This window comes from Allofournierella sp., from assembly GCF_017889395.1.
Taxonomy (GTDB): Bacteria; Bacillota; Clostridia; order Oscillospirales; family Ruminococcaceae; genus Allofournierella.
In genome coordinates this window covers 22829-49005 of record NZ_JAGHKE010000010.1, presented here as the reverse complement: position 1 = coordinate 49005, position 26177 = coordinate 22829, and the positions used below count along the sequence as shown (strand labels likewise).

The 26177-nt window shown below is 58.6% G+C and carries 17 protein-coding genes; 12 read left to right on the top strand and 5 right to left on the bottom strand.

What is annotated here, in order from left to right; all coding sequences use genetic code 11:
• From J7G73_RS02265 to J7G73_RS02235, 7 genes are all read left to right on the top strand, one after another.
• Window positions 1-3029 (top strand): bacterial Ig-like domain-containing protein (locus J7G73_RS02265; RefSeq protein WP_291245066.1); only part of this gene is annotated, 3029 nt, incomplete at its 5' end.
• Window positions 3030-3275: 246 nt separating this feature from the next.
• Window positions 3276-6380, top strand: coding sequence for an EAL domain-containing protein (locus J7G73_RS02260; protein ID WP_291245065.1), 3105 nt, complete (start codon window positions 3276-3278; stop codon window positions 6378-6380).
• Window positions 6377-7732, top strand: a complete 1356-nt coding sequence (locus J7G73_RS02255; RefSeq protein ID WP_291245064.1) for a diguanylate cyclase — start codon at window positions 6377-6379, stop codon at window positions 7730-7732. Before J7G73_RS02260 ends, J7G73_RS02255 begins: the two co-directional genes overlap by 4 nt.
• A gap of 457 nt (window positions 7733-8189) precedes the next feature.
• Window positions 8190-10112, top strand: a complete 1923-nt coding sequence (locus tag J7G73_RS02250) for a glycoside hydrolase family 2 protein (RefSeq protein WP_291245063.1) — start codon at window positions 8190-8192, stop codon at window positions 10110-10112.
• Window positions 10113-10217: 105 nt separating this feature from the next.
• Window positions 10218-13484, top strand: a complete 3267-nt coding sequence (locus tag J7G73_RS02245; protein ID WP_291245062.1) for a glycoside hydrolase family 3 C-terminal domain-containing protein — start codon at window positions 10218-10220, stop codon at window positions 13482-13484.
• Window position 13485: 1 nt separating this feature from the next.
• Window positions 13486-13920 carry a hypothetical protein gene (locus J7G73_RS02240; RefSeq protein WP_087296037.1) on the top strand — a complete coding sequence of 145 codons (435 nt, stop codon included), beginning with the start codon at window positions 13486-13488 and terminating at the stop codon, window positions 13918-13920.
• A gap of 87 nt (window positions 13921-14007) precedes the next feature.
• Complete coding sequence (locus J7G73_RS02235) at window positions 14008-15570, top strand: MFS transporter (RefSeq protein ID WP_291245061.1); 1563 nt, start codon at window positions 14008-14010, stop codon at window positions 15568-15570.
• 65 nt (window positions 15571-15635) lie between these two features.
• On the opposite strand, the gene J7G73_RS02230 is transcribed toward J7G73_RS02235, so the two are convergent.
• Window positions 15636-16490, bottom strand: a complete 855-nt coding sequence (locus tag J7G73_RS02230) for an AraC family transcriptional regulator (protein ID WP_247643476.1) — start codon at window positions 16488-16490, stop codon at window positions 15636-15638.
• A 124-nt stretch (window positions 16491-16614) separates the two neighbouring features.
• Between J7G73_RS02230 and uxaC the strand changes: the two genes are divergently transcribed.
• From uxaC to J7G73_RS02205, 5 genes are all read left to right on the top strand, one after another.
• Window positions 16615-18018, top strand: coding sequence for a glucuronate isomerase (uxaC, locus tag J7G73_RS02225; protein WP_291245060.1), 1404 nt, complete (start codon window positions 16615-16617; stop codon window positions 18016-18018).
• Window positions 18019-18055: 37 nt separating this feature from the next.
• A complete protein-coding gene (gene uxuA, locus J7G73_RS02220; RefSeq protein ID WP_087296034.1) occupies window positions 18056-19105 on the top strand; it encodes a mannonate dehydratase in 1050 nt (349 codons plus the stop codon).
• A 33-nt stretch (window positions 19106-19138) separates the two neighbouring features.
• A complete protein-coding gene (locus J7G73_RS02215) occupies window positions 19139-19993 on the top strand; it encodes an SDR family oxidoreductase (protein ID WP_087296033.1) in 855 nt (284 codons plus the stop codon).
• A 41-nt stretch (window positions 19994-20034) separates the two neighbouring features.
• Window positions 20035-20679 carry a bifunctional 4-hydroxy-2-oxoglutarate aldolase/2-dehydro-3-deoxy-phosphogluconate aldolase gene (gene eda, locus J7G73_RS02210; RefSeq protein ID WP_087296032.1) on the top strand — a complete coding sequence of 215 codons (645 nt, stop codon included), beginning with the start codon at window positions 20035-20037 and terminating at the stop codon, window positions 20677-20679.
• Window positions 20680-20826: 147 nt separating this feature from the next.
• Window positions 20827-21900 carry a sugar kinase gene (locus J7G73_RS02205; protein WP_087296031.1) on the top strand — a complete coding sequence of 358 codons (1074 nt, stop codon included), beginning with the start codon at window positions 20827-20829 and terminating at the stop codon, window positions 21898-21900.
• Window positions 21901-21962: 62 nt separating this feature from the next.
• Here J7G73_RS02205 and J7G73_RS02200 read toward each other — a convergent pair whose 3' ends face one another.
• The 4 genes from J7G73_RS02200 to J7G73_RS02185 form a co-directional block, all read right to left on the bottom strand.
• Window positions 21963-23279: an ATP-binding protein gene (locus tag J7G73_RS02200; RefSeq protein WP_291245059.1), complete on the bottom strand. Its 1317-nt coding sequence runs from the start codon at window positions 23277-23279 to the stop codon at window positions 21963-21965.
• Window positions 23270-23983, bottom strand: a complete 714-nt coding sequence (locus tag J7G73_RS02195) for a LytTR family DNA-binding domain-containing protein (RefSeq protein WP_206423082.1) — start codon at window positions 23981-23983, stop codon at window positions 23270-23272. The genes J7G73_RS02200 and J7G73_RS02195 overlap by 10 nt, the downstream gene beginning before the upstream one ends.
• Window positions 23984-24118: 135 nt before the next feature.
• Complete coding sequence (locus J7G73_RS02190; RefSeq protein WP_291245058.1) at window positions 24119-25390, bottom strand: GHKL domain-containing protein; 1272 nt, start codon at window positions 25388-25390, stop codon at window positions 24119-24121.
• A 1-nt stretch (window position 25391) separates the two neighbouring features.
• Window positions 25392-26111, bottom strand: coding sequence for a LytTR family DNA-binding domain-containing protein (locus tag J7G73_RS02185; RefSeq protein ID WP_291245057.1), 720 nt, complete (start codon window positions 26109-26111; stop codon window positions 25392-25394).
• Between the last annotated feature and the right edge of the window lie 66 nt (window positions 26112-26177).

The window sequence follows — 26177 nt, the reverse complement described above, 5'->3', positions numbered from 1 at the left end:
CCCTAGTGCTTTGCATGGCGCCTGCCGGCGGCCTTCTTCTGCCTGCCCGGGCAGAAGGCCAACCGCCCCGGGAGTTTGCCAACGTGGTACTTTTCGCCTATTTCAGCGACGAGCCAAATAAGGACTATTTCAACGCCCCTTCCGCCCAGCCGGACAAAAGCCGTGCCCAGGCGTTGATGGAGCTTTACGACGGCGAACAGGGCCGCTCCTTCCGCCAGTACATGAACACCATCTCCGGTGGTCAGTTCCGGGTACACAACATCTTCCCTCAGTGGGATGGCCAGACCCTTACCGCCTGCGAACTGCCGTTCACCATCCAGCAGGCTCAGACCAGCAGCATTGACTCCTCGATTCTCACCGAGCTGGTGCGGCAGCTCCCCGCGCTGCAGGGTCAGACTCTGGACTACGACGGTGACGGCTGCATCGACAACCTGAGTGTGGTGCTGCTGGGCAAGGCGGACAACACCACCGGTTCGCCGCCCTCGCTGTACCCGCATCAGAACACCCTGCCCGCCGGCCTGCAGTACAGCGGCAAAGAGGTGGCCAATTACAACATGCTGAACACCGACCGTCTGCTGGACTCCACCCAGGCGGACGGCTCCGGCGTGATCTGCCATGAATTCCTGCACACCCTGGGCTACCCGGACCTGTACACCCGGGACGGCTCGGTCCCGGTGGGGGCCTGGGATATCATGGCCCTTTCCTCCCGGTATCTGAGCTGGCCGCTGGCCTATCTGCGCGCGCATTTCACCGGCTGGACCCAGCTTCCCGAACTGACCAGCTCGACCCGGAACGTTTCCATCTGCGCCCCCGGCGAAGCCGGCAACCAGGCCTATGTGATCCGCTCGCAGCGCAATCCCTATGAGCTGTTTGTGGTGGAGATGCGCCGCCAGACCTCCCCCTACAGCGACGATACTCTGGACTCCCGCGTCGGCGGCACCGGCCTCATCGTCTACCGGGTGGACACCACGGTGGACGGCCTGAGCAACTACTTCGGCTCCACCGGCGTGTACGTATTCCGCCCCCAGCCCGGCCAGAACGGCTATGTGGAGGGCAGCGAGCGGGCCACCGTGGGCAACGCTTTCCTCTCTGCCGAGAGCGGCCGCACCTCCATCGGCAGTGCGGACCCGAATGCCGGGCTGGCCCAGGGTGCGCTCACCTTCTCGGATGGCACCAATTCCGGCATCGTGATTTCGAATGTCTCCTCGGCCCAGAACGGGTCCATGACCTTCTCGGTCACCATTCCCCAGGCAGATCCTCAGACCCTGTGGCAGGATGCCCAGTTCCCCACTCACTCCGGCGCAGCGCTGGCCCAGGGGCCGATCCGCGGCCAGATCATGGCCGTCGGCTACGATCTGCCCTATACCGGTGATGAGCTGCAGCTCTACGCCTTTGCTGACCCCGGCTGGGCCCCTGTAACCGCGCAGCCTCTCACTCAGGCGGGCGGCTTCGATCGGGTGACTCTGACCATCCTGCGCGACACCCCGGTGGTCGCATGGCGCGCCAGCGACGGCGCATTGTACCTGTCCATGCTGGCAGATGGCGCATGGAAAAGCCTTGGCCTGCTGCCGGATGTGGACGACTACTCTCTTACCGCCCAGGGCGGGACCCTGCATCTGGCCTATGTGACCGGCGGCTATGCCCAGGCAGGCTATGCCACCATCACCAAAAGCGGTCTGATGCGGCAGGGCTACTGTGCCTCCGGCCGGATGTTCGACAATCCGAAGGTCGCAGTGACCAGCCAGGGCCAGGTGTATCTGGCTTTCCAGGATGTGACCAACAACAACGAGCTGTTGATCTATCAGGCGCAGGATGGCGGCTTCTCCCGCCTGGCCAGCCCGGGCAGTGCCAGCTCCTATGATCTGGCCGCCGGCAGCAACGGTCTGCTGGCTGCCCTGGGCGGCGAGACCCCGGTGCTGAAGCAGCTGGACGGCGACACCTGGAACGATCTCGCCAAGCTGGACCGCGCCGCCTACGAACCCCGCCTGGCCTTCGGCACGGATACCACCTTCCTGCTGGCCGCACCCAATGGTGCTTCGGCCAAAGACCTGCAGGTCTATCAGCTGGTAAACGGCACGTTCACTCCGGTGGGTGAGCGCGTGGACAAAGGCGGCAGCAACGCGACTCTGACCGTATTCGGCGACCGCCTGTTCACCTCCTACCATATGGACGGCAAAGCTATGATCCGCTTCAACGCCCCCGATGTGACCGATTCCCTGCTGTCCATATCGGTCACACCGCCTTCTCTTACCTCTTACCATCAGGGCGATGAGGTTTCTACCCAGGGACTGCGGGTATTCGCCAACTATGCCTCCGGTCCCAGAGAGCTGAGCAGCGGAGAGTACACGCTGACCGGCTTCGACACCACCCAGACCGGCACCCGACAGGCTACTGTAACATATCAGGGCATGAGCGCCAGTTTTTCCTTCACTGTTTTTGAAAAACCCGCTCCCACCGTGACTCCCAGCCCTGTTCCCACCGCTCAGCCCACTGCAGTTCCCACAGCGCAGCCTACTGCCATCCCCACGGCGCAGCCCACCGCTGAACCCACGGCGCAGCCTACTGCTGCTCCCACAGCACAACCCACTGCTGAACCCACGGCGCAGCCTACTGCTGCTCCCACAGCACAACCCACTGCTGAACCCACGGCGCAGCCTACTGCTGCTCCCACAGCACAACCCACTGCGGCTCCCGCAGCGCAGCCTACCGCAGCACCTGCGGCGCAACCCACTGCGGCACCTGCTGCTACCATTCCCCCCAGCACCGCTGTGATCCGTCCTGCGCGTCCCACTGCACAGCCCACGGCAGTTCCCTCTGCCACTCCCTCGGCGGAGCCCACAGCTCCCCCCACTGTGCAGCCCACAGAGCAGCCTTCCGCCACACCGAGTCCCTCCAGTGAACCCGCCACCGCGAACTCCTCTTCGTCCGGCGGTCTGCTCCAGTCCAAGCCCGCGCTTGTGCTGGCCGGCCTGGTCGGGGTATGCGGCTGCGGTGCCGTTGGCCTGTGGTTCTTCCTGAAGCGCCGGTAACGCATCGGCCAAGCTCCGCCCGGGCTTGCCGGTCCTCTCTCCTCACACCGGCACTGTTTCGGTCAAAGCAGGGATAAATTCCTGTTTCCCCGCTTCGTTTTGGAGCGCACGAAGCATTTTCCCCATCGTTTTCTTTCCTTCCTTAACCCGGCTGGTTCCCAGCCGGGTATTTTTTTGTGTTATAATAGAAAAGATAGGGACCGGGCGGCAGAGCCACCGGAAGCACAGAGGGGAGAATCGATGCATATGATGGAGCATCTGCAACGCTTTTTCGAGGAGATGGACGAGTTCGTCTATATCTCAGATATAAAAACGCACCAGTTGGTCTACATGAATCGCCGGCTGCGGGAATCACTGGGCTATCAGCAGACCGCAGACTACGCCGGCAAACGCTGCTACGAGGTTCTGCAGGGCAGTACCCAGCCCTGCGCATTCTGCAACAACCATCAGCTGAAAGAACAACATTTTCTCTCCTGGGTTCACAAAAACCCGGTCTTCAACAAACGCTATCTGATCAAGGACAGTCTGCTGACCGAGCAGGGTCACAGCTACCGCATCGAGGTTGCCGTGGATGTGGACGCCGAGGTCATATGCAATACACCCTACTATTACGCCCGCAGCGAAACCATCCTGAATGAATGTATGCGGCAGATCTTCTCCACTACCAATCCAAACGATGCGCTGGAACTGCTGCTGAGTTATCTGGGCCAAACCTTCCAGTGTGACCGTGCCTACGTGTTTGAGATCGGCACCGATGAGCAGGTGGACAACACCTATGAATGGTGCCGGGAGGGCGTCACCCCGCAGAAGGATATTCTGCAGGGCGTGCCCCTTTCCAGCATCGACTGGTGGATGCAGGTATTCTCCCGGGATGAGGTGATCCTAATCCGGGATCTGGAGGATATCCGCCTGCAGTATCCCATGGTCTATGCCATGCTCAAGCCCCAGGATGTGACCACTCTGGCGGCAGGGCCGGTGACCAGCGAGGGCAAGGTGATCGGCTTTTTGGGAGTGGACAATCCCAATCGGGAGATGATGGGCATGCTTGCGCCCATCATCAATGTGGTGGGCCGCTTCGTGGCCTCGCTGCTGGGCCGCCGGGATCTGCTGCGCCGGCTGCACATCTTAAGCTACCACGATCCTCTTACCAATCTTTACAACCGCAACGCCATGAACGCTATGTTCGAGCAGGATACCCGTCTGGGCAGTCTGAGCCAGCTGGGCGTGATCTACTGTGACATTACCAGTCTCAAGCAGACCAACGATTCGCTGGGGCACGACGCAGGTGACCGGCTGATCCGCCATTGCGCCGCTCTGCTGCAGGAGACTCTGCAGACCCCCTGGATCTACCGCTCCGGCGGTGACGAGTTCGTGGCTCTGTTCCGGGACCTGCCCCGGGAGCGCTTTGAGGAAAACATCCAGTCGCTGCGCCAGCGCATTCAGCAGGACCAGCATCACATGGCCGTGGGGTTTGCCTGGTCCGATCAGCCTCCCTTTGATCTGGACGCACTGATCGGCCAGGCCGACCATGTTATGTACCAGGACAAACGGGACTACTACCGGATCAACGGCTCCATCCCCGGCATCGACCGGCGCAAAAGCGACCGCCGCCCGGAAAATGCCGCGGCGGACAAAAGCAGCCTGTTTTACCATTTCCTGGCCTCTACCTACCACGACATGGAATTCCTGTTCCAGTCCATTTCCCAGCAGAACACCGTAAGCTATTTTTATTTCGGCGACATGGCAAAGGATCTGTTCTATATTTCCGACAACATGCGGGATGAATTCGGCTTCCGCAGCAATGTGGTGCCGGGTCTTCTGAAGGAATGGGCCAAGCGCATCCCTTCCCCGCAGTACCGGGACATGTACCGCCGCCAGATTCAGACCATGCTGCAGGAAAAGCGCACCGTGCATGATCTGCGCTATCAGATCCGCAACGCCGCGGGCAAAACCGTCTGGATTCGCTGCTTCGGCCTGATGCAATGGAGCGAGGACAAGACCAAGCCCCTCTTCTTCGCCGGGCGGGTCACCCATCAGGACGACGACTTCGTGGTGGACCCGGTGACCAATTTCCCCCGGGTCACCGCCATGTTCGGGCGGATGGATCAGCTGCGGCAGACCGGCCAGCAATGCCTTGCCATCGGCTTCAGCCTGAACAGCATTACCGAACTGAACAACGCCCGCAGCCGCACCTACAGCGACCATCTGGTGAGCAACATCGCCGACGAGCTGATGAAAAATCTGATGGGCAAAATGTCCTTTTACCGGCTGGAGGGCATGCGCTGCCTGGCCCTGGTGGACCCGGCCTGTGCCGAGAGCCGGGAGGAGCTGGTGCACCAGATCCGTGAGATCGTGGAGGCCGGTTACCGGAGCGTGGGCCTTTCGGTCCATCATCCCTGCTCCTTTGCCCTGATGGACTGCCCCAAAGACCAGCTCTCCCCCTCGGATTTTGTGGAGAACATGGTCTCGCTGATCAAGGTCGCCAAGCAGGATTCCCGCCAGCTGTATGTGGTGGATTCTCCCGAAAACGGCGAGAAGATCAAAAACATGTCCAACATCGCCCTGGCCCTGAGCCGGGACGTGCTGCGGGGCATGGAAAATTTCCGCATCGTGATCCAGCCGGTGGTCTCCGCACAGGATGGCCGGGTGGTGGGCGGCGAGGTCCTGCTGCGCTGGTCCTTCCAGGGGCGGGATGTTTCTCCCGCCATCTTTATCCCCCTGCTGGAAAAGGGCAACCTGATCCAGCTGGCGGGCCGCTGGGTCTTTGAGCAGACGGCCTGCAACTGCATGCGCCTTGCCGCCTGCATGCCGGAGTTTTATCTTACCTTCAACGTGAGCCTGCAGCAGCTGTCCGACGAGAAATTCACCGACTTCATGCGCGCCACCCTGGAAAAATACCGGGTCAGCGGCGAGCGCCTGGTGGCGGAAATGACCGAAAGCTGCATGGACGAGCAGCCCGAACACCTGATGCGCTTCGTGGATGCCTGCCATGAGATGGGCATCGGCATCGCACTGGACGATTTCGGCAGCGGGTATTCCTCGCTGCGCATGCTGCTGCAATATCCTTCCAGCATCATCAAGCTGGACCGTTCTCTGCTGCTGGAGATGGCAGCCTCGGAGGACAAGATGAACTTCCTCTCCAGCATCGTATACGCCTGCCACCGGTTCGGCAAAAAGGTATGTATGGAGGGCGTTGAGACCCCGGCCCAGAACCGGATGATCCGGGAATCCGGCTGCGACATGATCCAGGGCTTTTACTATTACCGCCCCATGGAGCTGGAGGATGTATACCGCCTGATCTCCGGCGGCGCCGGAGAAGCCCCGGCAACAAACGAGAAGGAGGAGCCATGACCAACAATGCACTGCCCGGCAGTCAGGTCCGTACCTGGCTGAACGAATTCTGCCTTCGATATTTCCAGCTTCGGGACCCGGAAGGCACGCTGGCGCTGCTCTCTCCGAATTTTATCAGCGTGGGAACCGGCGATGGCGAGGTAGCCGTCAACAAGGAGCAGTTCCGCCGCCTTCTGCGAGACGAGCTTCAGGCCGTGCCCTGGCCGCTCAGCTATAAAATCGACAACTACACCCAGCACCAGCGGGCGACCACCTGCTGGGATTGCTTCTGTGATGTTCACATCGGGCTGGAGCAGCCGGAATACGGCATTCATGTGATCTATCACATCCGCCTGACCGCCGGCTTCCATCTGGAGGGCGAGCGCTGGTTCATCGATACCATGCACGCCTCCGAGGCAAGCCACACCCAGGAGGAGGGCGAGTTCTTCCCTCTGTCCTTCGCTTTGCAGGGCACCAGCCAGATCAACCGCAGCACCCAGAAGGAACTGATCGAGATCCTTGCGCAGCTCATGCCGGGCGGTGTGGTGGGCGGCTACGTGGAGGACGGCTTCCCGCTTTATGTGGCCAACGACCGAATGCTGCAGATGGCCGGTTACCAGAGCTATGAGGAGTTCTCCCGCCAGATTCAGGGCCTGGTGATCAACAGCATCCACCCGGACGACCGGGAGTTTGTGAAAATGGTGGTGGCGCAGGCCCTGGCCAAGGGCGATCAGTACGAGGTACAGTACCGCATGAAGCGCCGGGACGGCACCGACATGTGGGTCCACGACATTGGCCGAAAGACCGTTGCCGACAATGGCCGCGAGGCCATCATCAGCGTGCTGGTGGACATCTCCGAACAGATCAATGCCAAAAAGGACCTGGAAAAGGCCGCCGATAAGGCCCCCCTCACCGGTCTTTTCAATCGAAAGGCCGGCCAGAACCGGATCGAAAACGCCATGCACAGCAGCGCCGGATATCTGTTCGTCATTATGGATCTGGACAATTTCAAGCAGGTGAATGACCTCTATGGCCATCAGCAGGGCGACCGGGCGCTGCATGAGTTTGCAGCCCTGCTCACCCACACCTTCCGCCGCACCGACATCCTGTTCCGGCTGGGCGGCGATGAGTTTGGCGTGTTCTTCTCAGCGCCCCGGGACCTGGGCGTGCTGGAGCGCAAGCTGAACAGCGTGGTAAAGAGCTATCAGGCGCTCACCCAAAAGCACTGGCCCGCAGCCCGCTCTTCGGTCTCCATCGGCGGCGTATACGGGCAGCTGCCCCGGGAGTTTTCCGAGCTGTACCGCACGGCAGACCAGGTCCTCTATGAGGTGAAAAACGCCGGCAAGGGCGCGGTGCTCATCCGCCCTTTGTGATTCCCGGCGCAAAAGCGTAAATTTTTCTGTAAACAAAACCCGCCGTTCCCAACTGCTTGTGAGGAACGGCGGGTTTTGTGGTTTTAACTTTATCCATCACGCTCAGCCGGGCGAATCCCATCTTGTGCCGGAACATCCTCCTTTCAAAACAGGCATCGGTATACCTTATTTATATTGGCTTTGAGAACTGCTTTGCGGGCCAAACCTTTTCCCGAGCAGCTCTTTTTCTCCACGCATCGTCTTCTGATTCGCGCTGAAAAGCCGGATTTTTCTTTTGTCTATATGCTTTTTGCACAAAAATTAACAAATTAATTTGGCAACAGAAATGCCACATATGCCACGATTTGCACCACTTGGGGAAAGAGATTGAAATGCCTGCCTCATATATTATAAGCTTAAAACATCGAAACGAAGTTGCAAAACACCCCGTCAGATGCGCGGGCATGGAGGGCGATTCATGAGAACAACAATCAATTTAAACCGGCAGTGGACCTTCACCGGTCCCGACGGTACCGACTCTGTGGTGGATGTTCCCCACACCTGGAACGCAGTGGACGGCCAGGACGGCGGCAACGATTACTGGCGCGGAACCTGCGTTTACCGGAAAAGCTTTGCGGCCCCGGCGTTTGACCCCGCCACCCAGGATGTCTATCTGCAGTTTGAAGGTGTGAACGCCAGCGCCGATGTGGAGCTGAACGGTCAGATGGTGATCCATCACGACGGCGGCTACTCCACCTTCCGGAGCTGCATCACCGAGCTGCTGAGCGCCGACAATCAGCTGGTCGTCCGTGTGGACAACAGCGTCAACGACCGGGTATATCCCCAGAAGGCCGACTTCACCTTCTACGGCGGCATCTACCGGGATGTGAGCCTGATCGTCGTGAGCAAGCATCGCTTTGCCATGGATCATTTCGGCGGCCCCGGCCTGAAGGTCACCCCGAAGGTAAAGGGCTCCGACGGCGAGGTCCGGGTGGAGAGCTGGTGCAATGTGGAGTCCCCCAACGTGGAAGTGATCCTCACCGACCGGGAGGGCAACCAGGTAGCCAAGGGTACCGGCACCGATGTGACTCTGCGCATTGAAAACGTGCATCTGTGGGACGGCGTGGCCGACCCTTACCTCTACAACGCCACCCTTCGCCTTGTGGAAAACGGCAGCGTGGTAGATGAGATCGGCTGCCGCTTCGGCGTGCGCACCTTCCGGGTGGACCCGAAGGAGGGCTTCTTCCTGAACGGCCGCCGTTATCCTCTGCACGGCGTTTCCCGCCACCAGGACCGCAAGGGCATCGGCAACGCGCTCACCCGCGCCCATCACGACGAGGATATGGCTCTGATCCGGGAGATCGGCGCCAACACCATCCGTCTGGCCCATTATCAGCACGATCAGTATTTCTATGATCTGTGCGACGAATACGGCATGATCGTCTGGGCCGAGATTCCCTACATCTCCGAGCATATGCCCAATGGCCGGGAAAACACCATCAGCCAGATGAAAGAGCTGATCGTGCAGAACTACAACCATGCCAGCATCGTGACCTGGGGTCTTTCCAACGAGATCACCATCTCCACCAAGGATAAGGCGGACATGCTGGACAACCACCGGGTGCTCAACGAGCTGTGCCACAGCATGGATGAGACCCGCCCCACCAGCCTGGCCTGCTACGCCATGTGCGGCCCCTTCAACCGGGTGGCCCATCTGTCCGACATCGTGTCCTGGAACCTGTATCTGGGCTGGTATGTGCCCGGCCTGTTCCTGAACGACTGGTGGATCAGCTTCTTCCACAAGGTCTACCCCAACCGCTGCCTGGGCTATTCCGAATACGGCTGCGAGGGCATGCCCAACCTGCATTCCTCCAAGCCCCGCCGCGGCGACCACACCGAGGAATACCAGGCCATCTATCACGAGTTCCTGCTGAAATGCTTCGAGCGTCATCCCTACATGTGGAGCACTCACGTTTGGAATATGTTCGACTTCGCGGCAGATGCCCGCGACCAGGGCGGCGAGCCGGGCATGAACCACAAGGGTCTGGTAACCTTTGACCGCAAGACCAAGAAGGACAGCTTCTATCTGTACAAGGCATACTGGAGCAGCGAGGCCTTCGTTCACATTGCGGGCAGCCGCTATATGGACCGCCCGGAAAAGATGACCACCGTGAAGGTGTACTCCAACCAGCCCAAGGTCGGCTTATATGTGAACGGAAAGCTGCTGGAGGAAAAGTCCGGCAGCAAGGTATTCACCTTCCGCGTGCCGCTGGAGGGGAAGGTCAAGCTGAAGGCAGTGGCCGGCAGCTGCACCGACACCGCCGCACTGCGCCATGTTGAAGCCCCCAATCCGGCTTACAAGCTGAAAAAAGGCAAGAGCACCAGCGCAAACTGGGTGTAAGCCTTTCCAAAACCATGCAAGAGCATGGAAAGGAGGTCGGTTCACTGCGGTTGAAAACGGCGACCACACCATTGTGGAAACAATAAAAGGAGGAAACACGCAACTATGAAACAGTCGACCAAAAAAGCGTTGTGGCGCGGCCTGAGCAGCGCTATGTGCTTTACCATGTGCCTGTCCATCATTCTGGGCAATGCGCTGGAAGCCAACGCTGCCACCATCGACACCTATCTGGGTACTTCCAGCGAGGTGCTGACTTCGAAAAACGATGCAGAAAATCCCCTGTACGATAAGTTCACCCCCCCTGCGGAACTGCTGAACGAGGATGGTACCGGCAACTCTCACGCCCTGATCCAGGCGGCCATTGATCTGAATCGCCGGGAGGCTGCCGAAGGCGCTGTTCTGCTGAAGAACAACACCGAGAACGGCCAGGGCCTGCCCCTTGCCAGCGGTTCCAACGTGACCCTGCTGGGCATCCGTTCCCATGTGCCCCTGATCGGTTCCAGCTTCGGCGTTAAGGCTCAGGGCCCATTCATCAGCCTGGAGCAGGCTCTGTCTCAGAACAAGACCGATTTCGCCAACACCATCACCACTACCCAGAACACCAACGCCACCACCCGTGAAGAGGCCACCAGTGTAAGCAAGACCATGGAGTCCTGGAGCGGCGACGAGTTCGAGTTCGAGGGTGCGGGCCTGAATATCAACCCCACTATGGTGGAGGTCTATAAGGAACTGAACAAGACCTACAACCATGCCAACAACGAAAATCCTGAAGAGATCTACACCCCCGGCGAACCCTCTGTGGATGAGATCGCCGGCGTGAACAGCGATTACCAGTCCAGCTTTGCCGAGTACGGCGATGCTGCCATCGTTGTGCTGGGCCGCCCCAGTGCCGAGTCCAAGGACTTCCTGCCCGGCGGCATCAAAGAGGGCCTGGGCGCTGAGGAGCCTCTGGCCCTGACCGACAACGAACGCGCTGCCATCGAAATGGCAAAGCAGGCCAGCGACAACGTAATCGTCCTGATCAACAGTGCCTCGGCCATGGAGATCGGCGATCTGAAAAACGACCCTGATGTTGATGCCATCCTGTGGATTGGTTTCCCCGGCTGCTACGGTATGTTGGGCGTGGCCGACATCATCAGCGGCCGTGTGAGCCCCTCCGGCGGCCTGGCCGACATTTTCCCCACCTATAACATGTCTGCTCCTGCCATGCAGAACATGGGCAAAATGTATTACAGCAACACCGATGAAGTGATCAACCGCACCGGCGGTGTTCTGGGCTTTACCCCCGGCTCCTACACCATTGAGGCCGAAGGCCTGTATGTGGGCTACCGCTACTATGAGACCCGTTATTATGATTCTGTTGCCGGCAATGGAAACGCTGCCAGCCCTGTGGGTGCCTATGCTTCCGACACAGAATGGAATTATGCCAACGAAGTGGCTTACGGCTTTGGCTATGGCCTGAGCTACACCGACTTCCAGTATGAGTTCGACGGTCAGCCCGTGTTCGATATCAGCGTTGACGAGGAGACTGGCGCCCCCAGCGCTTACGCCACCTTCAATGTGAAGGTGACCAACGTGGGCGACGTGCCCGGCAAGACCTCTGTGCAGATCTACGGCCAGGCTCCCTACATTGCCGGCGGCGTTGAGAAGTCTGCCATCCAGCTGCTGAACTTTGAAAAGAGCAGCGTTCTGGAGCCCGGCGCTTCTGAAGTGGTTCCCGTTCGTGTGGACCTGCAGTATATCGCCAGCTACGATGAGAGCTACGACAACGGCGACGGCACCATGGGTACCTACATCATGGACCCCGGCGCTTACTACTTCGCAGTGGGCAACGGCGCTCACGACGCTCTGAATCACATTATGGCCGCTCAGGGTATGGACGCTGCCCGCATGGTAGGCGAGGGCAATCCCGCTCAGGCTTACATGCAGCAGATCGACGAGAACTTCATCTCCAAGACCATGTTCTCTGTTTCCAAAACCGGCCACAAAATCTCCAACCAGCTGCCCTATGCAGACTGGAACTACTACCAGCCCGGTGAGGTGACCTACCTGTCCCGCAGCGACTGGGCCGGCACCTATCCCAAGAGCTACACCGAGATGACCCTCACCAACGAGGAACTCATCAATAACCTGAACGGCAAGACCTACACCCTGCAGACCGGGGATGATACCTCTGATATTCTGTGGGGCCAGGACAACGGCATCCAGTTCTATGAGATGTTCGGTGTGCCCTACGACGATCCCAAGTGGGATTCTCTGCTGGACCAGCTGACCCTGGAAGAAGCCATGTACATCTTCTCCTTCGGTGGTCCGTCCATCCCCGGCGCTGACTCCATCGGCACTGTGGAAACCTACATGACCGAGAACGCTGGTAACGGTGTGGCTGTAAGCCTGAACGCTTCCAAGGACCCCAATGCTCCCTGGGCTATCCCCTCCAGCGATGTGAACGGCAACTGGCATCCCCAGGTATTCGGCAACGCGCCTCTGATCGCTGCCTCTTTCAACCCGGAACTGATGTATGAGCTGGGTGAGTTCACCGGCATTGAGTCTCTGTTCACCGGCATCAATATCCTGTGGGGTCCCGGTCTGAATACCCACCGTCACGCTTACAACGGCCGTAACGGCGAGTACTACTCCGAAGATCCCGTGCTGTCCGGCGTTGCCGCCATGGAATTTGCCATCGGCGCTTTGGACTACGGCCTGGTTGCTGCTCCCAAACACTTTGCTTTTAACGACCAGGAATCTGAGCGTGGCGGCGTATCTCCCTACATGACCGAGCAGCGTGCCCGTGAGGTAGAGCTGCGCGCCTATCAGATCGCCTTTGAGGCCACCAAGTACGACACCGAGGAAAACGATGCCGGCATGCGCGGCCTGATGACATCCTTCTCCAAGATTGGTTCCATCGAGTGCACCACCAGCGAGGGGCTGATGACCGAGATTCTTGCCAATGAGTGGGGCTTTATCGGCTACGCCGTTACCGACATCTACGATGACACGGATCTGTGGAGCGCTGTGCTGAACGCTGGTACCACCTGCTTCGATACCCGTGGTCAGTCCGGTTTCTACGGCACCACTACTCTGGAAAACTGCAGCCTGTTCCAGAATCAGGTTGACGGCAGCAAGCTGTCTGCTCACATGATCGACGGTGACGCCAACCTTCAGATGAAACTGAAGGAAGCTGTTCACAAAAACATCTACGCCTGGACCGAAAGCCATTTGATGAACCGTTACAACGCAACCACCCACATTGAGAGCCAGATGACCTGGTGGCGTGCCATCTACTATGGTATGACGGGTGTTTCCGGCGCTGTGCTGGTGCTGAGCGTGGTCATGTATGGCGTGACCTCCATCCGCAAGAAGGAGGAAGAATAACATGAAAAAGGGCATTGCATTTTATCTGAATCTGCTTGCCGCACTTCTGGGCGCGGCAGGTCTGGGCCTGGCCGTATATAGCAGCGTCCTCTCGGTGGACAATGCGCTCACCGGCCTGCCCCTGGTGATTGCTGCCGGCGTGATCGGCGTTGTGCTGGTCGTTCTGGCTGCTGTCGCCCCCGCCCGCATGGGCAACCACAACCCGGTCACTGCGATTTCCGTAATTGCAGCGATCGCGCTGTACAGCTACGTTTACGGCCAGTGTACACTGCAGCGCATCATGCTGATTGCCGGCCTGTTCTCCTTTAACTCCGGCAACACCGTGGGCTGGACCATCTTCTATGTGACGGTGGCCTGCGCGGTTTGCATGGTTCTGGCCTGCATCTTGCTGATCGTGAGCAGCTTCTGCAAAACCGTAAAGCCTGTTCAGCAGTAAACAACCAAAACAGCGTAAGTTGAACACACCGGCCGCCCGCCTGGCGGGCGGCCGGTGTATTTACAGGAAAAGGAGAGAATACAGGTCATGAGTTCACAAGCTTCACAGTCCAGCGGCGTAAACCGTGCCAAGCTGTACCAGCTGGTACTGTTCCCGCTCAACAACGGCGCCACAAACGTTTATTATGTTCTGGTGCTCAGCTACATCGCCACCTTCGGCGCCAACGTGCTGAGCCTGGGCACTCTGTTTGCATCGGCCATGGTAACGGGCATGCGCGTATTCGATGCCTTCACCGACCCGGTGATCGGCGCACTGATGGACCGTACCAACGGCAAGTTCGGTAAATTCCGTCCGTTCATGGTGATCGGCAACGTGATCATGGCGGTTAGTATTCTGGTGCTGTATGGCCTGACTCCCCTAATCCCCGCCGAGATGATGGGTGCCCGCTACGCCGCTTTCGTGGCTCTGTATGCGGTGTGGGTGATCGGCTATACCTTCCAGACCAGCTGCACCCGTTCCGGTCAGACCGTTCTGACCAATGACCCCAAGCAGCGGCCGCTGTTCACCATCTTCAACACCATCGGCAGCCTGCTGGGCATGGGCGCCATGCAGTTCTTTGCCCCCATCCTGGCAAAAAGCTTCGAGACCGGCTATTCCTCCGCGGAGTTCTTCCGTGCTCTGGCCCCGGTGGGCATCATCATTTCGGTGATCCTCACCATCCTGGCCATCGTGGGCATCTGGGAAAAGGACCAGCCCAAGTACTTCGGTATCGGCGGCAGCAAGGCCGAGAAGGTCAAGGTTAAGGAGTACCTGAATATCATCCGCGAGAACAACCCCATGCAGCGTCTGATGGTTGCCGGCGCCGGCTGCAAGCTGGCCCTGTCCATCGCCACCAACACCACCGTGCTGTGCATGCTGTACGGCTGCATGATGGGCAACTACGACGGTCTGTACCTGCCCATGATGGTGCTGGGCTACGTGTTCAGCGTTCCCTTCTTCCTGCTCACGGTTCGCACCAGCCAGAAGAAGGGCCAGAAGGCCAGCCTGATGCGCTATGTGAGCGTGGCGCTGATCTGCTACGTGGGCGTTCTGGTGCTGCTGCTCCTGTGGGGTCGCGGCGATGCCTTCACCCTGTCCCTCCTGGATGAGAATGGCCTGTCCATCAACCTGTACACCATTCTGTTCATCATCTTCTTCGGCGTGGGCTATGGTGCCTACTATGCCACTGCCGACATGCCCATTCCCATGGTCGCCGACTGCTCGGACTACGAGACCTATCGCTCCGGCAACTACATCCCCGGCATCATGGGCACCCTGTTCAGCCTGGTAGACAAGCTGGTTTCCAGCCTGTCCGCCACCGTGGTAGGCATTGCCGTCGGCCTGATCGGCCTGGACATCCTGCCCACCCAGTACAGCCCCTACACTGAGGGCATGAACGTAGTGGTCATCGTTCTGTTCTGCGTCATTCCCATGATCGCCTGGGCAGCAACGCTTCTGGCCATGAAGAATTACAGCCTGACCGGCGAGCGCATGAAGGAAATTCAGGCGGTCAATGCTGTGCGTAAGGACGCAATCGCAAACGGTATGAGCATTGAGGAAGCCATGAAGACCTGGACGACCATCGACCAGGTGCCGGAGAAGTTCCGGTAATCGCAGGCAAAAACAACGCTGCCGGCTTCCTGCAAAACAGGGAGCCGGCAGCGTTTTCTGTTGGATCAGGTTTGTGTGAACTCGGTGGGGCTGCAGCCGTATTCCGCCTTAAACGCCCGGTAAAAGCCCGCGTAATCCCGGAAGCCGCAGGCCTCGTATACCACACTGGGCCGGAGCCCGGTGGTCAGCATCTGGCGGGCGATGAGCAGCCGCTTCAGGGTAATGTAGCGGTAAACGCTGACGCCCATCACACGGGCAAATTCATGGGACAGATGGTACTTGCTGACGAAAAATTCCTCCGCCAGTCCATCCAGCGAAAGCGGCTGGGCATAGTGATCGCCGATGTAGGCGATGACCCGGTCGGTCAGGCTGGACTCCTTTTCCGGCTCCTGCGTGCCGGAGCCGTCCCGAATCTGGCGGTTCAGCTGCACCAGAAACTGCAGCAGCAGCGCCTGACACAGAATATCCCGGCCGAACTGATCGGTTGCCGTCTGGCGCAGAAGCTCGTCCAGCGTTTGGCGGATCAGCTCCTGCTGCTGAGGCGCCAGCCGAAGCAGGTTGGTGTGGGCCGGGCGGCTGATGTCAAAGCAGTGCACAAGGCTTGTGCCGGCGGTGGAGTACCGGTGCAGGAACTCAGGCTTGATCCAGAGCACGATCCGCTGGTAGGGGTCCCGGTCCGGATGGATGATGGGCTGGTGCAGCTCCAGCGGGCTGATCAGCAGCAGATCCCCCGGCTGCAGCTGGTAGGTCTGGCCCTCCACCAGATAATCCACACTTCCCCCCAAAAAGAAATACACCTCGTAAAAATCATGGTGGTGCAATGCCACCGGCCCCAGGTGCCGGTCCTGATAATAGAAGATTTCATAGCTGTCACCCTTCATTTTTTGCCGGGTGTCGAAATGTTGGAATCGATTTGGCACGGCAATCACCTCCCCTGTTATTATACAGCAAGATTCACAATCTTAACAGCAATTTTTGCAATTTTAGTTGTAATTATTAAAGTGTATAGTAAACAAAAAAGAACCGGAGAAAGGAAGACGTCTCGTGGAACGCTTTTTGAGTGAAGACTTTTTGCTGAACACCACCGCTGCCAGGCAGCTGTACCATGGCTATGCGGAGGGAATGCCCATTGTGGACTATCATTGCCACATCGATCCGAAGGAAATTTTTGAGGATCGCCGCTTTGAAAACATCACGCAGGTCTGGCTGGGAGGCGACCACTACAAGTGGCGCCTGATGCGCTCCAACGGTGTGGACGAGCGCTTCATCACCGGCGATGCATCCGACCGGGAGAAGTTCCAGAAATTCGCCGAGAGCCTGCCCCGCGCCATCGGCAACCCCATGTACCACTGGTGCCATCTGGAGCTGAAGAACTACTTCGGCTACGAGGGCGTGCTGAACGGCGAGACCGCCCAGCAGGTGTGGGATCTGTGCAACGAGAAGCTGCAGAACGATCCCGCCATGAGCGCCCGGGGCCTGATCCTGGCCAGCAACGTGGCCATGGTCGGCACCACCGACGACCCCTGCAGCGATCTAGAGTGGCACAAGAAGCTGGCAGCCGATCAGAGCTTCCCGGTTCGGGTATGCCCCAGCTTCCGTCCGGACCCGGCGCTGAACATCCACAAGCCCGGCTTTGTGGAATACATCGCCAAGCTGGGCCAGACCACCGGCAAAACGCTGGACAGCGTGGAGGCCGTCTGCCAGGCACTGAGCGAGCGGATCGCCTACTTCGACGAGAACGGCTGCCGCGCCGCCGACCACGGCCTGGATTACGTGATGTACCGTGAGGTGAGCAGCGAGCAGGCCAGCGAGACCCTGCGCAAGGCGCTGGCCGGCCAGGCAGTGAGCCGTGAGGAAGCCGAGGGCTACCAGACCGCACTGCTGCTGCACTGCGCCCGGGAGTACAAGGCCCGCGGCTGGGTTCTGCAGCTGCACTTCAGCTGCAAGCGCAACCCCAACAGCCGGATGTTCACCGCTCTGGGTGCCGACTGCGGCTACGACTGCATCGCCGTCACCGACAGCTGCAGCGCCACCTACGCCCTGATGGACGCGCTGGAGCGGGAGAACAACCTGCCCAAGACCGTGCTGTACAGCCTGAACCCCGCCGATAACGAGTGGATCGACACCCTGCTGGGCGCGTTCCAGAGCAGCGAGGTTCCCGGCAAGATCCAGCACGGCAGCGCCTGGTGGTTCAACGACAACAAGATCGGCATGACCCAGCAGATGGAAAGCCTGGCCAACCTGAGCGTTCTGGGCAACTTCATCGGCATGCTCACCGACAGCCGCAGCTTCCTGAGCTACGCCCGCCACGAATACTTCCGCCGCATCCTGTGCAGCCTGCTGGGCCGCTGGATCGAAAACGGCGAGTACCCCGCCGATATGGAGTATGTGGGCGGCCTGGTAAAGGACATCTGCACCAACAACGCGGTTCGTTATTTTGGTCTGTAAGCCATTTGAAACAATCAATCAGATAAGGAGAAATCGTATGAAACTGTCTTTCCGTTGGTACGGCGAGAGCGATCCCATCTCGCTGGAGTACATCCGTCAGATCCCCGGCATGCGCAGCATCGTAAGCGCTGTGTATGACGTAAAGCCCGGTGAGGTATGGCCTGAGGAAAGCATCGAAAAGATGCGCAAGCAGTGCGAGGAGAACGGCCTGGTGTTCGACGTGGTGGAGTCCATTCCCGTGCACGAGAACATCAAGCTGGGCCGCGGCAACGTGGACGAGCTGCTGGAGGTCTACTGCGAGAACATCCGCCGCTGCGCCAAGCACGGCATCAAGTGCGTGACCTACAACTTCATGCCCGTATTTGACTGGACCCGCACCCAGCTGGACAAGAAGGCCGCCGACGGCTCCACCAGCCTGGTGATGTACTGGGAGCAGATGAAGGGTCTGGACCCCCTGAAGGACGACATCCATCTGCCCGGCTGGGACTCCAGCTACAGCCAGGACGAGGTGCGCGAGCTGATCGCCGCCTACGGTGAGCTGGGCGAGGAAGGCCTGTGGAAGAACCTGGAGAAGTTCCTGAAGAAGGTCATTCCCGTTGCCGAGGAATGCGGCGTCGTGATGGCCATCCATCCGGACGATCCCCCGTACCCCATCTTCGGTCTGCCCCGCATCATCACCTGCGAGGAGAACCTGGACCGCTTCCTGGCCCTGGTGGACAGCCCCGCCAACAGCCTGTGCCTGTGCACCGGTTCCCTGGGCTGCGCTGCCAGCAACGACGTGGTCAAGATGATCCGCAAGTACAGCGCCATGGGCCGCATCGCCTTCATGCACATCCGCAACGTGAAGATCATGGAGGACGGCAGCTTTGAGGAGCGCGCCCATCTGTCCAGCTGCGGCAGCCTGGACATCTACGAGATCGTGAAGGCTCTGGTGGAGACCGGCTTCGACGGCTATGTTCGTCCCGACCACGGCCGCATGATCTGGGGCGAGACCGGCAAGCCCGGCTACGGCCTGTATGACCGCGCTCTGGGCGCCACCTACATCAACGGTCTGTTCGAGGCCTGCGAGAAGACCTTCAAGGCCTGATTCTGCGAAACTGAAAAGAAAGGATGCATCAAAATGGAAAAGAATGTACTGAATACTGATCTGACCGGCAAGGTTGCCGTTATCACCGGTGCCGGCGGCGTGCTGTGCTCCGCTTTCGCCAAGGTGCTGGCCCGTGCCGGCGCCAAGGTGGCTCTGCTGGACCTGAACCAGGAGGCTGCTCAGAAGTTCGCAGATGAGATCGTTGCCGAGGGCGGCGTGGCCCGCGCTTACAAGTGCAACGTTCTGGAGAAGGAGAGCTGCTACGCTGTGGCCGATGCGGTTGCCGCCGATCTGGGCAGCTGCGACATCCTGATCAACGGCGCCGGCGGCAACAACCCCCGCGCCACCACCGACAAGGAGTACTTTGAGCTGGGCGACATCGACGGCGACACCAAGAGCTTCTTCGATCTGGAGACTTCCGGCGTGGAGTTCGTGTTCAACCTGAACTTCATCGGCACCCTGCTGCCCACCCAGGCCTTTGCCCGCCAGATGGTCGGCAAGGAGGGCTGCAACATCCTGAACATCTCCTCCATGAACGCCTACACCCCGCTGACCAAGATCCCCGCCTACTCCGGTGCGAAGGCTGCCATCAGCAACTTCACCCAGTGGCTGGCCGTTCACTTCAGCAAGGTGGGCATCCGCGTGAACGCCATTGCCCCCGGCTTCTTCTCCACCAAGCAGAACCAGAAGCTGCTCTACAACGAGGACGGCACCCCCACCGCCCGTACCGGCAAGATCCTGGCTGCCACTCCCATGGGCCGCTTCGGCGACACCGAGAAGGAGCTGGCCGGCGCAGTTCTGTTCCTGCTGAACAACGAGGCCGCCAGCTTCATCACCGGTGTGTGCATTCCCATTGATGGTGGATTTTCTGCTTATTCCGGTGTATAATAGGCCTCAGGGTATCGCAGACCTGAAAGGAGAAAACAAAAATGAATCAGATTGCACAGCGTATTTCCGATATCGGCGTTGTTCCTGTTATCAAGCTGAATCATCCCGAGCGTGATGCCGCTCCCCTGGCCAAGGCCCTGTGCGAGGGCGGCCTGCCTGTTGCTGAGGTGACCTTCCGTGCAGCCGGCGCCGCAAACGCCATCCGCCTGATGGCCGAAACCTGCCCCGAAATGCTGGTGGGTGCGGGCACCGTGCTGACCACCGCTCAGGTGGACGAGGCTCTGGCCGCCGGCGCGAAGTTCATCGTGACCCCCGGTCTGGACCCGGAGATCGTTCGTTACTGCCAGGAGAAGGGCGTGGCCGTATTCCCCGGCTGCACCACTGCCACCGATTACCACACCGCTTACAAGCTGGGCCTGGAGGTTCTGAAGTTCTTCCCCGCCGAGCAGTCCGGCGGTCTGGCCAAGATCAAGGCTCTGAGCGCTCCCTTCGCCATGTTCAAGATCATGCCCACCGGCGGCATCTCCCTGAAGAATCTGGAAGAGTATCTGTCCTGCCCGGTCATCTGCGCCTGCGGCGGCTCCTACATGGTAACCGCCGACCTGATCGACAACCAGAAATGGGATGAGATCAAGGACCTGTGCCAGAAGTCGGTTGCGATTCTGAAGGCAGCCCGCAACGCCTAAGCACCGGACAGCAGCCGCGGAAAGAATCTGAACGGCCCCTGCAATCCCACCGGATATCATGTGGGCCATATCAACCGTAGCACAAACGGAGCCGGACGGAACTGTTCTGTCCGGCTCCGTCTGCTTTTTATGAGAGGAGCGCATACCATGGAATTGTGTCAGATGGCCAAACCGGGCCGTTTCATTACCGTGGGTGAGGTCATGCTTCGACTGACCCCTCCCAATTACAATACGATCCAGATCGCCAACAGCTTTGAGGCGGTTTACGGCGGAAGCGAAGCCAACATCGCGGTGGGTCTGGCCAACCTGGGCGTGGATACCACGGTTTTCACCGTAGTGCCGGACAACAGTCTGGGCAAAAGCGTTATGCGCATGCTGCGCGGCAACAATGTGCACTGTGCACGGATGATCCTGAGCACCCCCGAGGAAACCCCGTCCCACCGGCTGGGAACCTATTATCTGGAAACCGGCTACGGCGTCCGTTCCAGCCAGGTGGTGTATGACCGCAAGCACAGCGCCTTTGTGGAATACGACTACAGCCGCCTAGATATGGAGCAGATCCTGGACGGATACGACTGGCTGCACCTGAGCGGCATCACCCCGGCCCTTGGCAAAAACTGTGCCGATCTGATCCTCACCTGCCTGAAGGTGGCCAAGAAGAAGGGCATGACCGTAAGCTTCGACGGCAACTTCCGCAGCTCTTTGTGGAGCTGGGAGGAGGCGCGGGATTTCTGTACCCTCTGCCTGCCCTACGTGGATGTGCTGCTGGGCATCGAGCCCTACCACCTGTGGAAGGATGAGCAGGACCACTCCAAGGGCGACTGGAAGGACGGCGTTCCCATGCAGCCCTCCCTGGAGGAGCAGGCACGGATCTTTGAGGCCTTTGTGGCCCGCTACCCCAACCTGCAGTGCATCGCCCGCCATGTGCGATATGCCCACAGCGGCAGCGAAAACAGCCTGAAGGCCTATATGTGGTACCAGGGAAAAACCTGGGAAAGCAAGCAGATCGACTTTATTATCCTGGATCGCGTGGGCGGCGGCGACGCATTTGCCAGCGGCCTGATCTACGCGATCATGCATGGCTATGAGCCGCAGGAGATCGCTGACTTTGCCGTGGCCAGCAGCGTGATCGAGCATACCATTCACGGCGATTGCAACATTATCGACGATGTCCGGGTCATTCGCAGCATCATGAACCAGGACCACGATATCAAACGATAAAACGAATAAACAAAAGCCCCGGCATCTGCCGGGGCTTTTGTTATTTGTTTCTGTGATTCCGATCATTCAGGGCTGACCTGATTCGGCGTTTGCGGCGGTATTTTCGGCAGAAGCAGCCGCAGATAGAAGGCGCCGTCCTCAACCTTTACCGTCATAAATCCACCATATTTTTTGACCGTATGGCGGATGCTGCGCAAGCCAAACCCGTGGTACCCATTCTGCTCCTTGGTGGTCACTGGCAGATCCTCCGCGTCGAACACCAGCTCCTGCGTGATCGGGTTGATGATCTGAATGACCAGCATCTGCTTTTCGCTGTACACCTGTACATCGATGATCCGCCGGGTCCGGTCCTCAATGGTGGAAACGCTCTCGATGGCATTGTCCAGCGCGTTGCCGAAGATGGTGTACAGATCCACCGGGTCCATAAACGCAAGAACCCGGCCGTCGGCCACACAGTTCGCCTGGATGCCATTGGCCTCGCACACAAGGCTTTTTTCCGTGAGCACCGTATCCAGTACCTCGTTCCCGGTTTTCGCCAGCACATCATAAATGCGCACCGACTGCTCGATGTCCTGGAAGTATTTTTTCTGCTGCTCTTCCGTGAATATGGCGCGCATAGCCCGAATCTGGTGCTTCAGATCGTGGCATTTCCGGTTGATCAGCGCAATGTTCTCCTTGGACAGATCGTACTGTGCCTTTTGCTGCATCCAGAGGGTGTTCATCATGGCCAGCTCCTGGCGGATCGCACTTTTCTGGAAAAGCCCGTGCTGCAGGTAGAGAACCGTGATGCAGTAGAACTTGATCATCAGCAGCAAAACCCAGTCGCTCACATACTCCATCGGCGGGTTCCAGATGACCCAGAACAGATCTGCCAAAACCGAGATGACCCACAGTCCCAATGCAAAGGCAAACTGGCGCGGTCCCGTATGGTATCGTCCCTTGTCCGGCATCCAGCGGGCGATCGTGCACCCTACTCCACCCGTCAGAACGAGCAGCAGAACCATTCCCACCACTGCGGACCAGATCGGCTTCAGCATCAGATTCCGGTAGAGCAGCGTGTTGCATTCGATCAGAAAGTCGCCCAGCATCGTGGACCAGACCGCGCAATATACAATGGAATTAAAGGAAAGATCCGCACACTGCCAGAACAGCACCCCGGTAAACACCAGAAACACCGCCGAGCGCACGCAGGCCATGAAGGGAAAATGCGCAATCACCACCGGCATCCCCAAAAACACCAGACCGCCAAGCGCAATGCAAATCACTGCCCGCCGCACCCACCTGCTTTCCTTTTTCTTCAATGGAACGAGAAACGCAAGGGCGATGCAGCATACCTCCAGCATACGCCAGATTTCCAAAGTCACCGATGTCAGATCCATTCGTTGCTGCCTCCCACATATGCGGTCAGCGCGGTCAGAAACGCCTTTCGGTTTCGCCGGCTGATTTCCAGTTCTGTCTGCCCTACCAGCACGGTGTCGCGCCGTAGCTCGGTAACATGACGGAGATTCACAAGATACCAGTGGTTGCAGCGTACAAAATTGTAGCGGGAGAGCTCGTTTTCCACGCTCTGCATGGTGCCCCGCAGCACAAACTCACCCAGCTGGGTGTGATAGTGCAGCATCTTGTTCATGACCTCGATGTAATAGATCTGCTGGGTCTCGATTCGGCGCACGCAGTCCGGCAGATTCAGCAAAATCTGGGCGCTCTTGCGCAGGCCTGCCCGCTTGATCGCCCGGGCAAAGCGCATGGAAAAGGTGCTGTAATTGATGGGCTTGAGCACAAAATCCAGTGCTCCCACAGAATAGCCGCCTACCGCATACTGAGCCATATTGGTAATAAACATCAGCACCACATCATCGTCCTTGGTGCGAATGTATTCCGCAATCTCCATGCCGTTCATTCCGGGCAACTCAATGTCCAGCAGAATGATATCGTACTGGGAGGAATAGCCATCAATAAGGATGCGGCCATCCGCAAACGCTTCCACAGAAAAGCTCATCCCGTTTTCCTTGGAGTATTGCTGAATATAGCTCTGCAGCAGGTCCCGCTGCTCCTGCTCGTCTTCCACAATAGCGATATGCACCGGCGGTCCCTCCTATCTTTCAATTGCCTTATTATATCATGGACCGGAGCGCTTTGCAAAAAGCGAATACCGCACACCGTTCCGGCAAAGCCCACACAGTGAGGGACCTCTGGTTGGCATGGGGTATCCAGCCTCTTATGAATCATTCTCCTCCCGCTGCAGATAAACTTGTGCCGTAAAAATCTCATCCCGGATATGAATGGTCAGGTCTCCTTTGTATTTCCGTGCAATGGCGCGCACGCTTTTCAGACCATACCCATGATAACCGGTTTCCTCCTGTTTGCTGGTGCAGGGCAGCCCATCTTCCTGCAAGGGAACGGTTCCCTGGAAGAAATTCATCACATCAACGGAAACCAGATTTCCCTTTTGTTCGATAACCATGCTGATGATCCGTTTGCCTGTCTCCTCCAGCTGTTCCGCGGCAGCGATGGCGTTCTCCAGCAAATTGCCGAACAGCGAATACGCATCCATGGAATCCAGAAAATCAAGTGCCTTTCCGGAGCCCATGCAGGTAATCGAGATCCCCTTGCCTCGGCAGCGGAGGTTCTTTTCGTTCAGGATAATATCCAGCACCTCACTGCCGGTGTGGTAGATGCTGTCGTAGGTATCGATGATCCTGCGCATGGAGTCGATTTCGCCCTGCGGCAACCGCCCCTCCAGCGCCACCAGCTTGTGCTTCAGGTCGTGGGATTTGATGCTGAGAATCTCGGCATTTTCCCGGCTGATCTCGTATTGCCTGCGTTCCTCCTCATGGATGCGCTGGAACAGGTTGTGCTCATTCTCTTTCCGGAGATTGTAATAAAGGAAGAACTCAAAAAACAGCGCCAGCACACAGCAGGTGATGGCATACAGGGCCGTGGCCACCGTTATATAAAAATTCATTCCCCCTGCCAGGCGCAGTACCCGGGTGATGCCGGTACAGATGAGCACAATCACCACCGACACCGCCACAATCCGGGAATCGGTGTACTCGTAATACTCGATGTTCCGCAAACGGCGCCCCAGCATGGCGTACAGAATCAGAGATACAACGCTCACACAGAAAAACTCCAGCAGATTGTTCCAGTGCTCCACCCAGGGCAGCTCCGCCGCCAGGCGGCTGATATGATGGCCGATGTGCTGGGCTGCCACTCCGGAAACACAGGCAGACAGAACATTCATAAACGGGGCCTCAAAGACGCTCCACATGCACAGAACCACCGCCACAATCGTGAGCTGGAGGCTGACCAGGTTGTACAGCTCCCCCCACTCCTTCGGAAAGGACAGAAGCCACCCCGCTGCCCAGATGGCCGCCAGCGCCGCAGCCATCCGCGCCCAAAAATGTTCTCGCCGGGGCAGTGCCTGCAGGAATACCATCGCCCCCAGTAAAATCTCAATGGTATAGGACATACGAATAAACAGCTGCATCTTATTTCTCCTGCCTTGCTCCGCCCAGAAACTCTGCATATGCCTGCAAAAACTGGGCGCGCTGGGTCCGGGCAATGACCAGCTCCTGCCCGTCCACCACACATACATTCTTTTTAATCGCGCTGACAAACCGCAGATTGACCAGGCAGCCCCGGTCGCACCGGCAGAACAGCGGACTGTTCAGCTTTTTTTCCGCCGCAGACAGCGTCAGATACTCCGCAAACTTCCCCTCCCGGGAATGATACACCACATAGTGGCCTTCCACCGTCAGATAGCGAATCAGATGCACCTGCAGGCCGTACATTTCCCCATCCTGCCGCACGGTGATGCGGTCCGAAGCACTGCAGGCCACCCGGGACAGCACCCGGGTCATCTTGAGCTGAAAGGCATATGGCTCCACCGGCTTGACAATAAAATCCAGGGCGTCCACCTCGTAGCCCTCCACCGCCATCTGGGCAATGTTGGTCACAAAGATGATCACCACAGCAGAATCGATCCGGCGCAGGGCACGGGCCGCATCCATGCCGCTTTTCCCGTGAGGGAACTCAATATCCAGAAAGATCAGATCGTATCCCTGCCGGTATTGCACCAGAAAAGCATCTGCCGAGGAAAATTCGTCCACGCAGAAGGCAATGCCCTTTTGCCGTGTCACTTCCTGCAGATAGCTCTGTAATTTCTGACGCTCCGCCGCCTCGTCGTCCACGATGGCCACGTTCAGCATCCTCACACACTCCTTTTCCGTCTCTCGGAAAGAGGCGTCCGCCGCGTCCTCTTTCCCATTTCATGG

Excerpts from the sequence above, each read along its gene's own strand:
- J7G73_RS02260 (WP_291245065.1), top strand. The coding sequence starts at position 3,276 with ATGATGGAGCATCTGCAACGCTTTTTCGAGGAGATGGACGAGTTCGTC.
- J7G73_RS02255 (WP_291245064.1), top strand. The coding sequence starts at position 6,377 with ATGACCAACAATGCACTGCCCGGCAGTCAGGTCCGTACCTGGCTGAAC.
- J7G73_RS02250 (WP_291245063.1), top strand. The coding sequence starts at position 8,190 with ATGAGAACAACAATCAATTTAAACCGGCAGTGGACCTTCACCGGTCCC.
- J7G73_RS02245 (WP_291245062.1), top strand. The coding sequence starts at position 10,218 with ATGAAACAGTCGACCAAAAAAGCGTTGTGGCGCGGCCTGAGCAGCGCT.
- J7G73_RS02240 (WP_087296037.1), top strand. The coding sequence starts at position 13,486 with ATGAAAAAGGGCATTGCATTTTATCTGAATCTGCTTGCCGCACTTCTG.
- J7G73_RS02235 (WP_291245061.1), top strand. The coding sequence starts at position 14,008 with ATGAGTTCACAAGCTTCACAGTCCAGCGGCGTAAACCGTGCCAAGCTG.
- uxuA (WP_087296034.1), top strand. The coding sequence starts at position 18,056 with ATGAAACTGTCTTTCCGTTGGTACGGCGAGAGCGATCCCATCTCGCTG.
- J7G73_RS02215 (WP_087296033.1), top strand. The coding sequence starts at position 19,139 with ATGGAAAAGAATGTACTGAATACTGATCTGACCGGCAAGGTTGCCGTT.
- eda (WP_087296032.1), top strand. The coding sequence starts at position 20,035 with ATGAATCAGATTGCACAGCGTATTTCCGATATCGGCGTTGTTCCTGTT.
- J7G73_RS02205 (WP_087296031.1), top strand. The coding sequence starts at position 20,827 with ATGGAATTGTGTCAGATGGCCAAACCGGGCCGTTTCATTACCGTGGGT.
- J7G73_RS02200 (WP_291245059.1), bottom strand. The coding sequence starts at position 23,279 with ATGGATCTGACATCGGTGACTTTGGAAATCTGGCGTATGCTGGAGGTA.
- J7G73_RS02190 (WP_291245058.1), bottom strand. The coding sequence starts at position 25,390 with ATGCAGCTGTTTATTCGTATGTCCTATACCATTGAGATTTTACTGGGG.
- J7G73_RS02185 (WP_291245057.1), bottom strand. The coding sequence starts at position 26,111 with ATGCTGAACGTGGCCATCGTGGACGACGAGGCGGCGGAGCGTCAGAAA.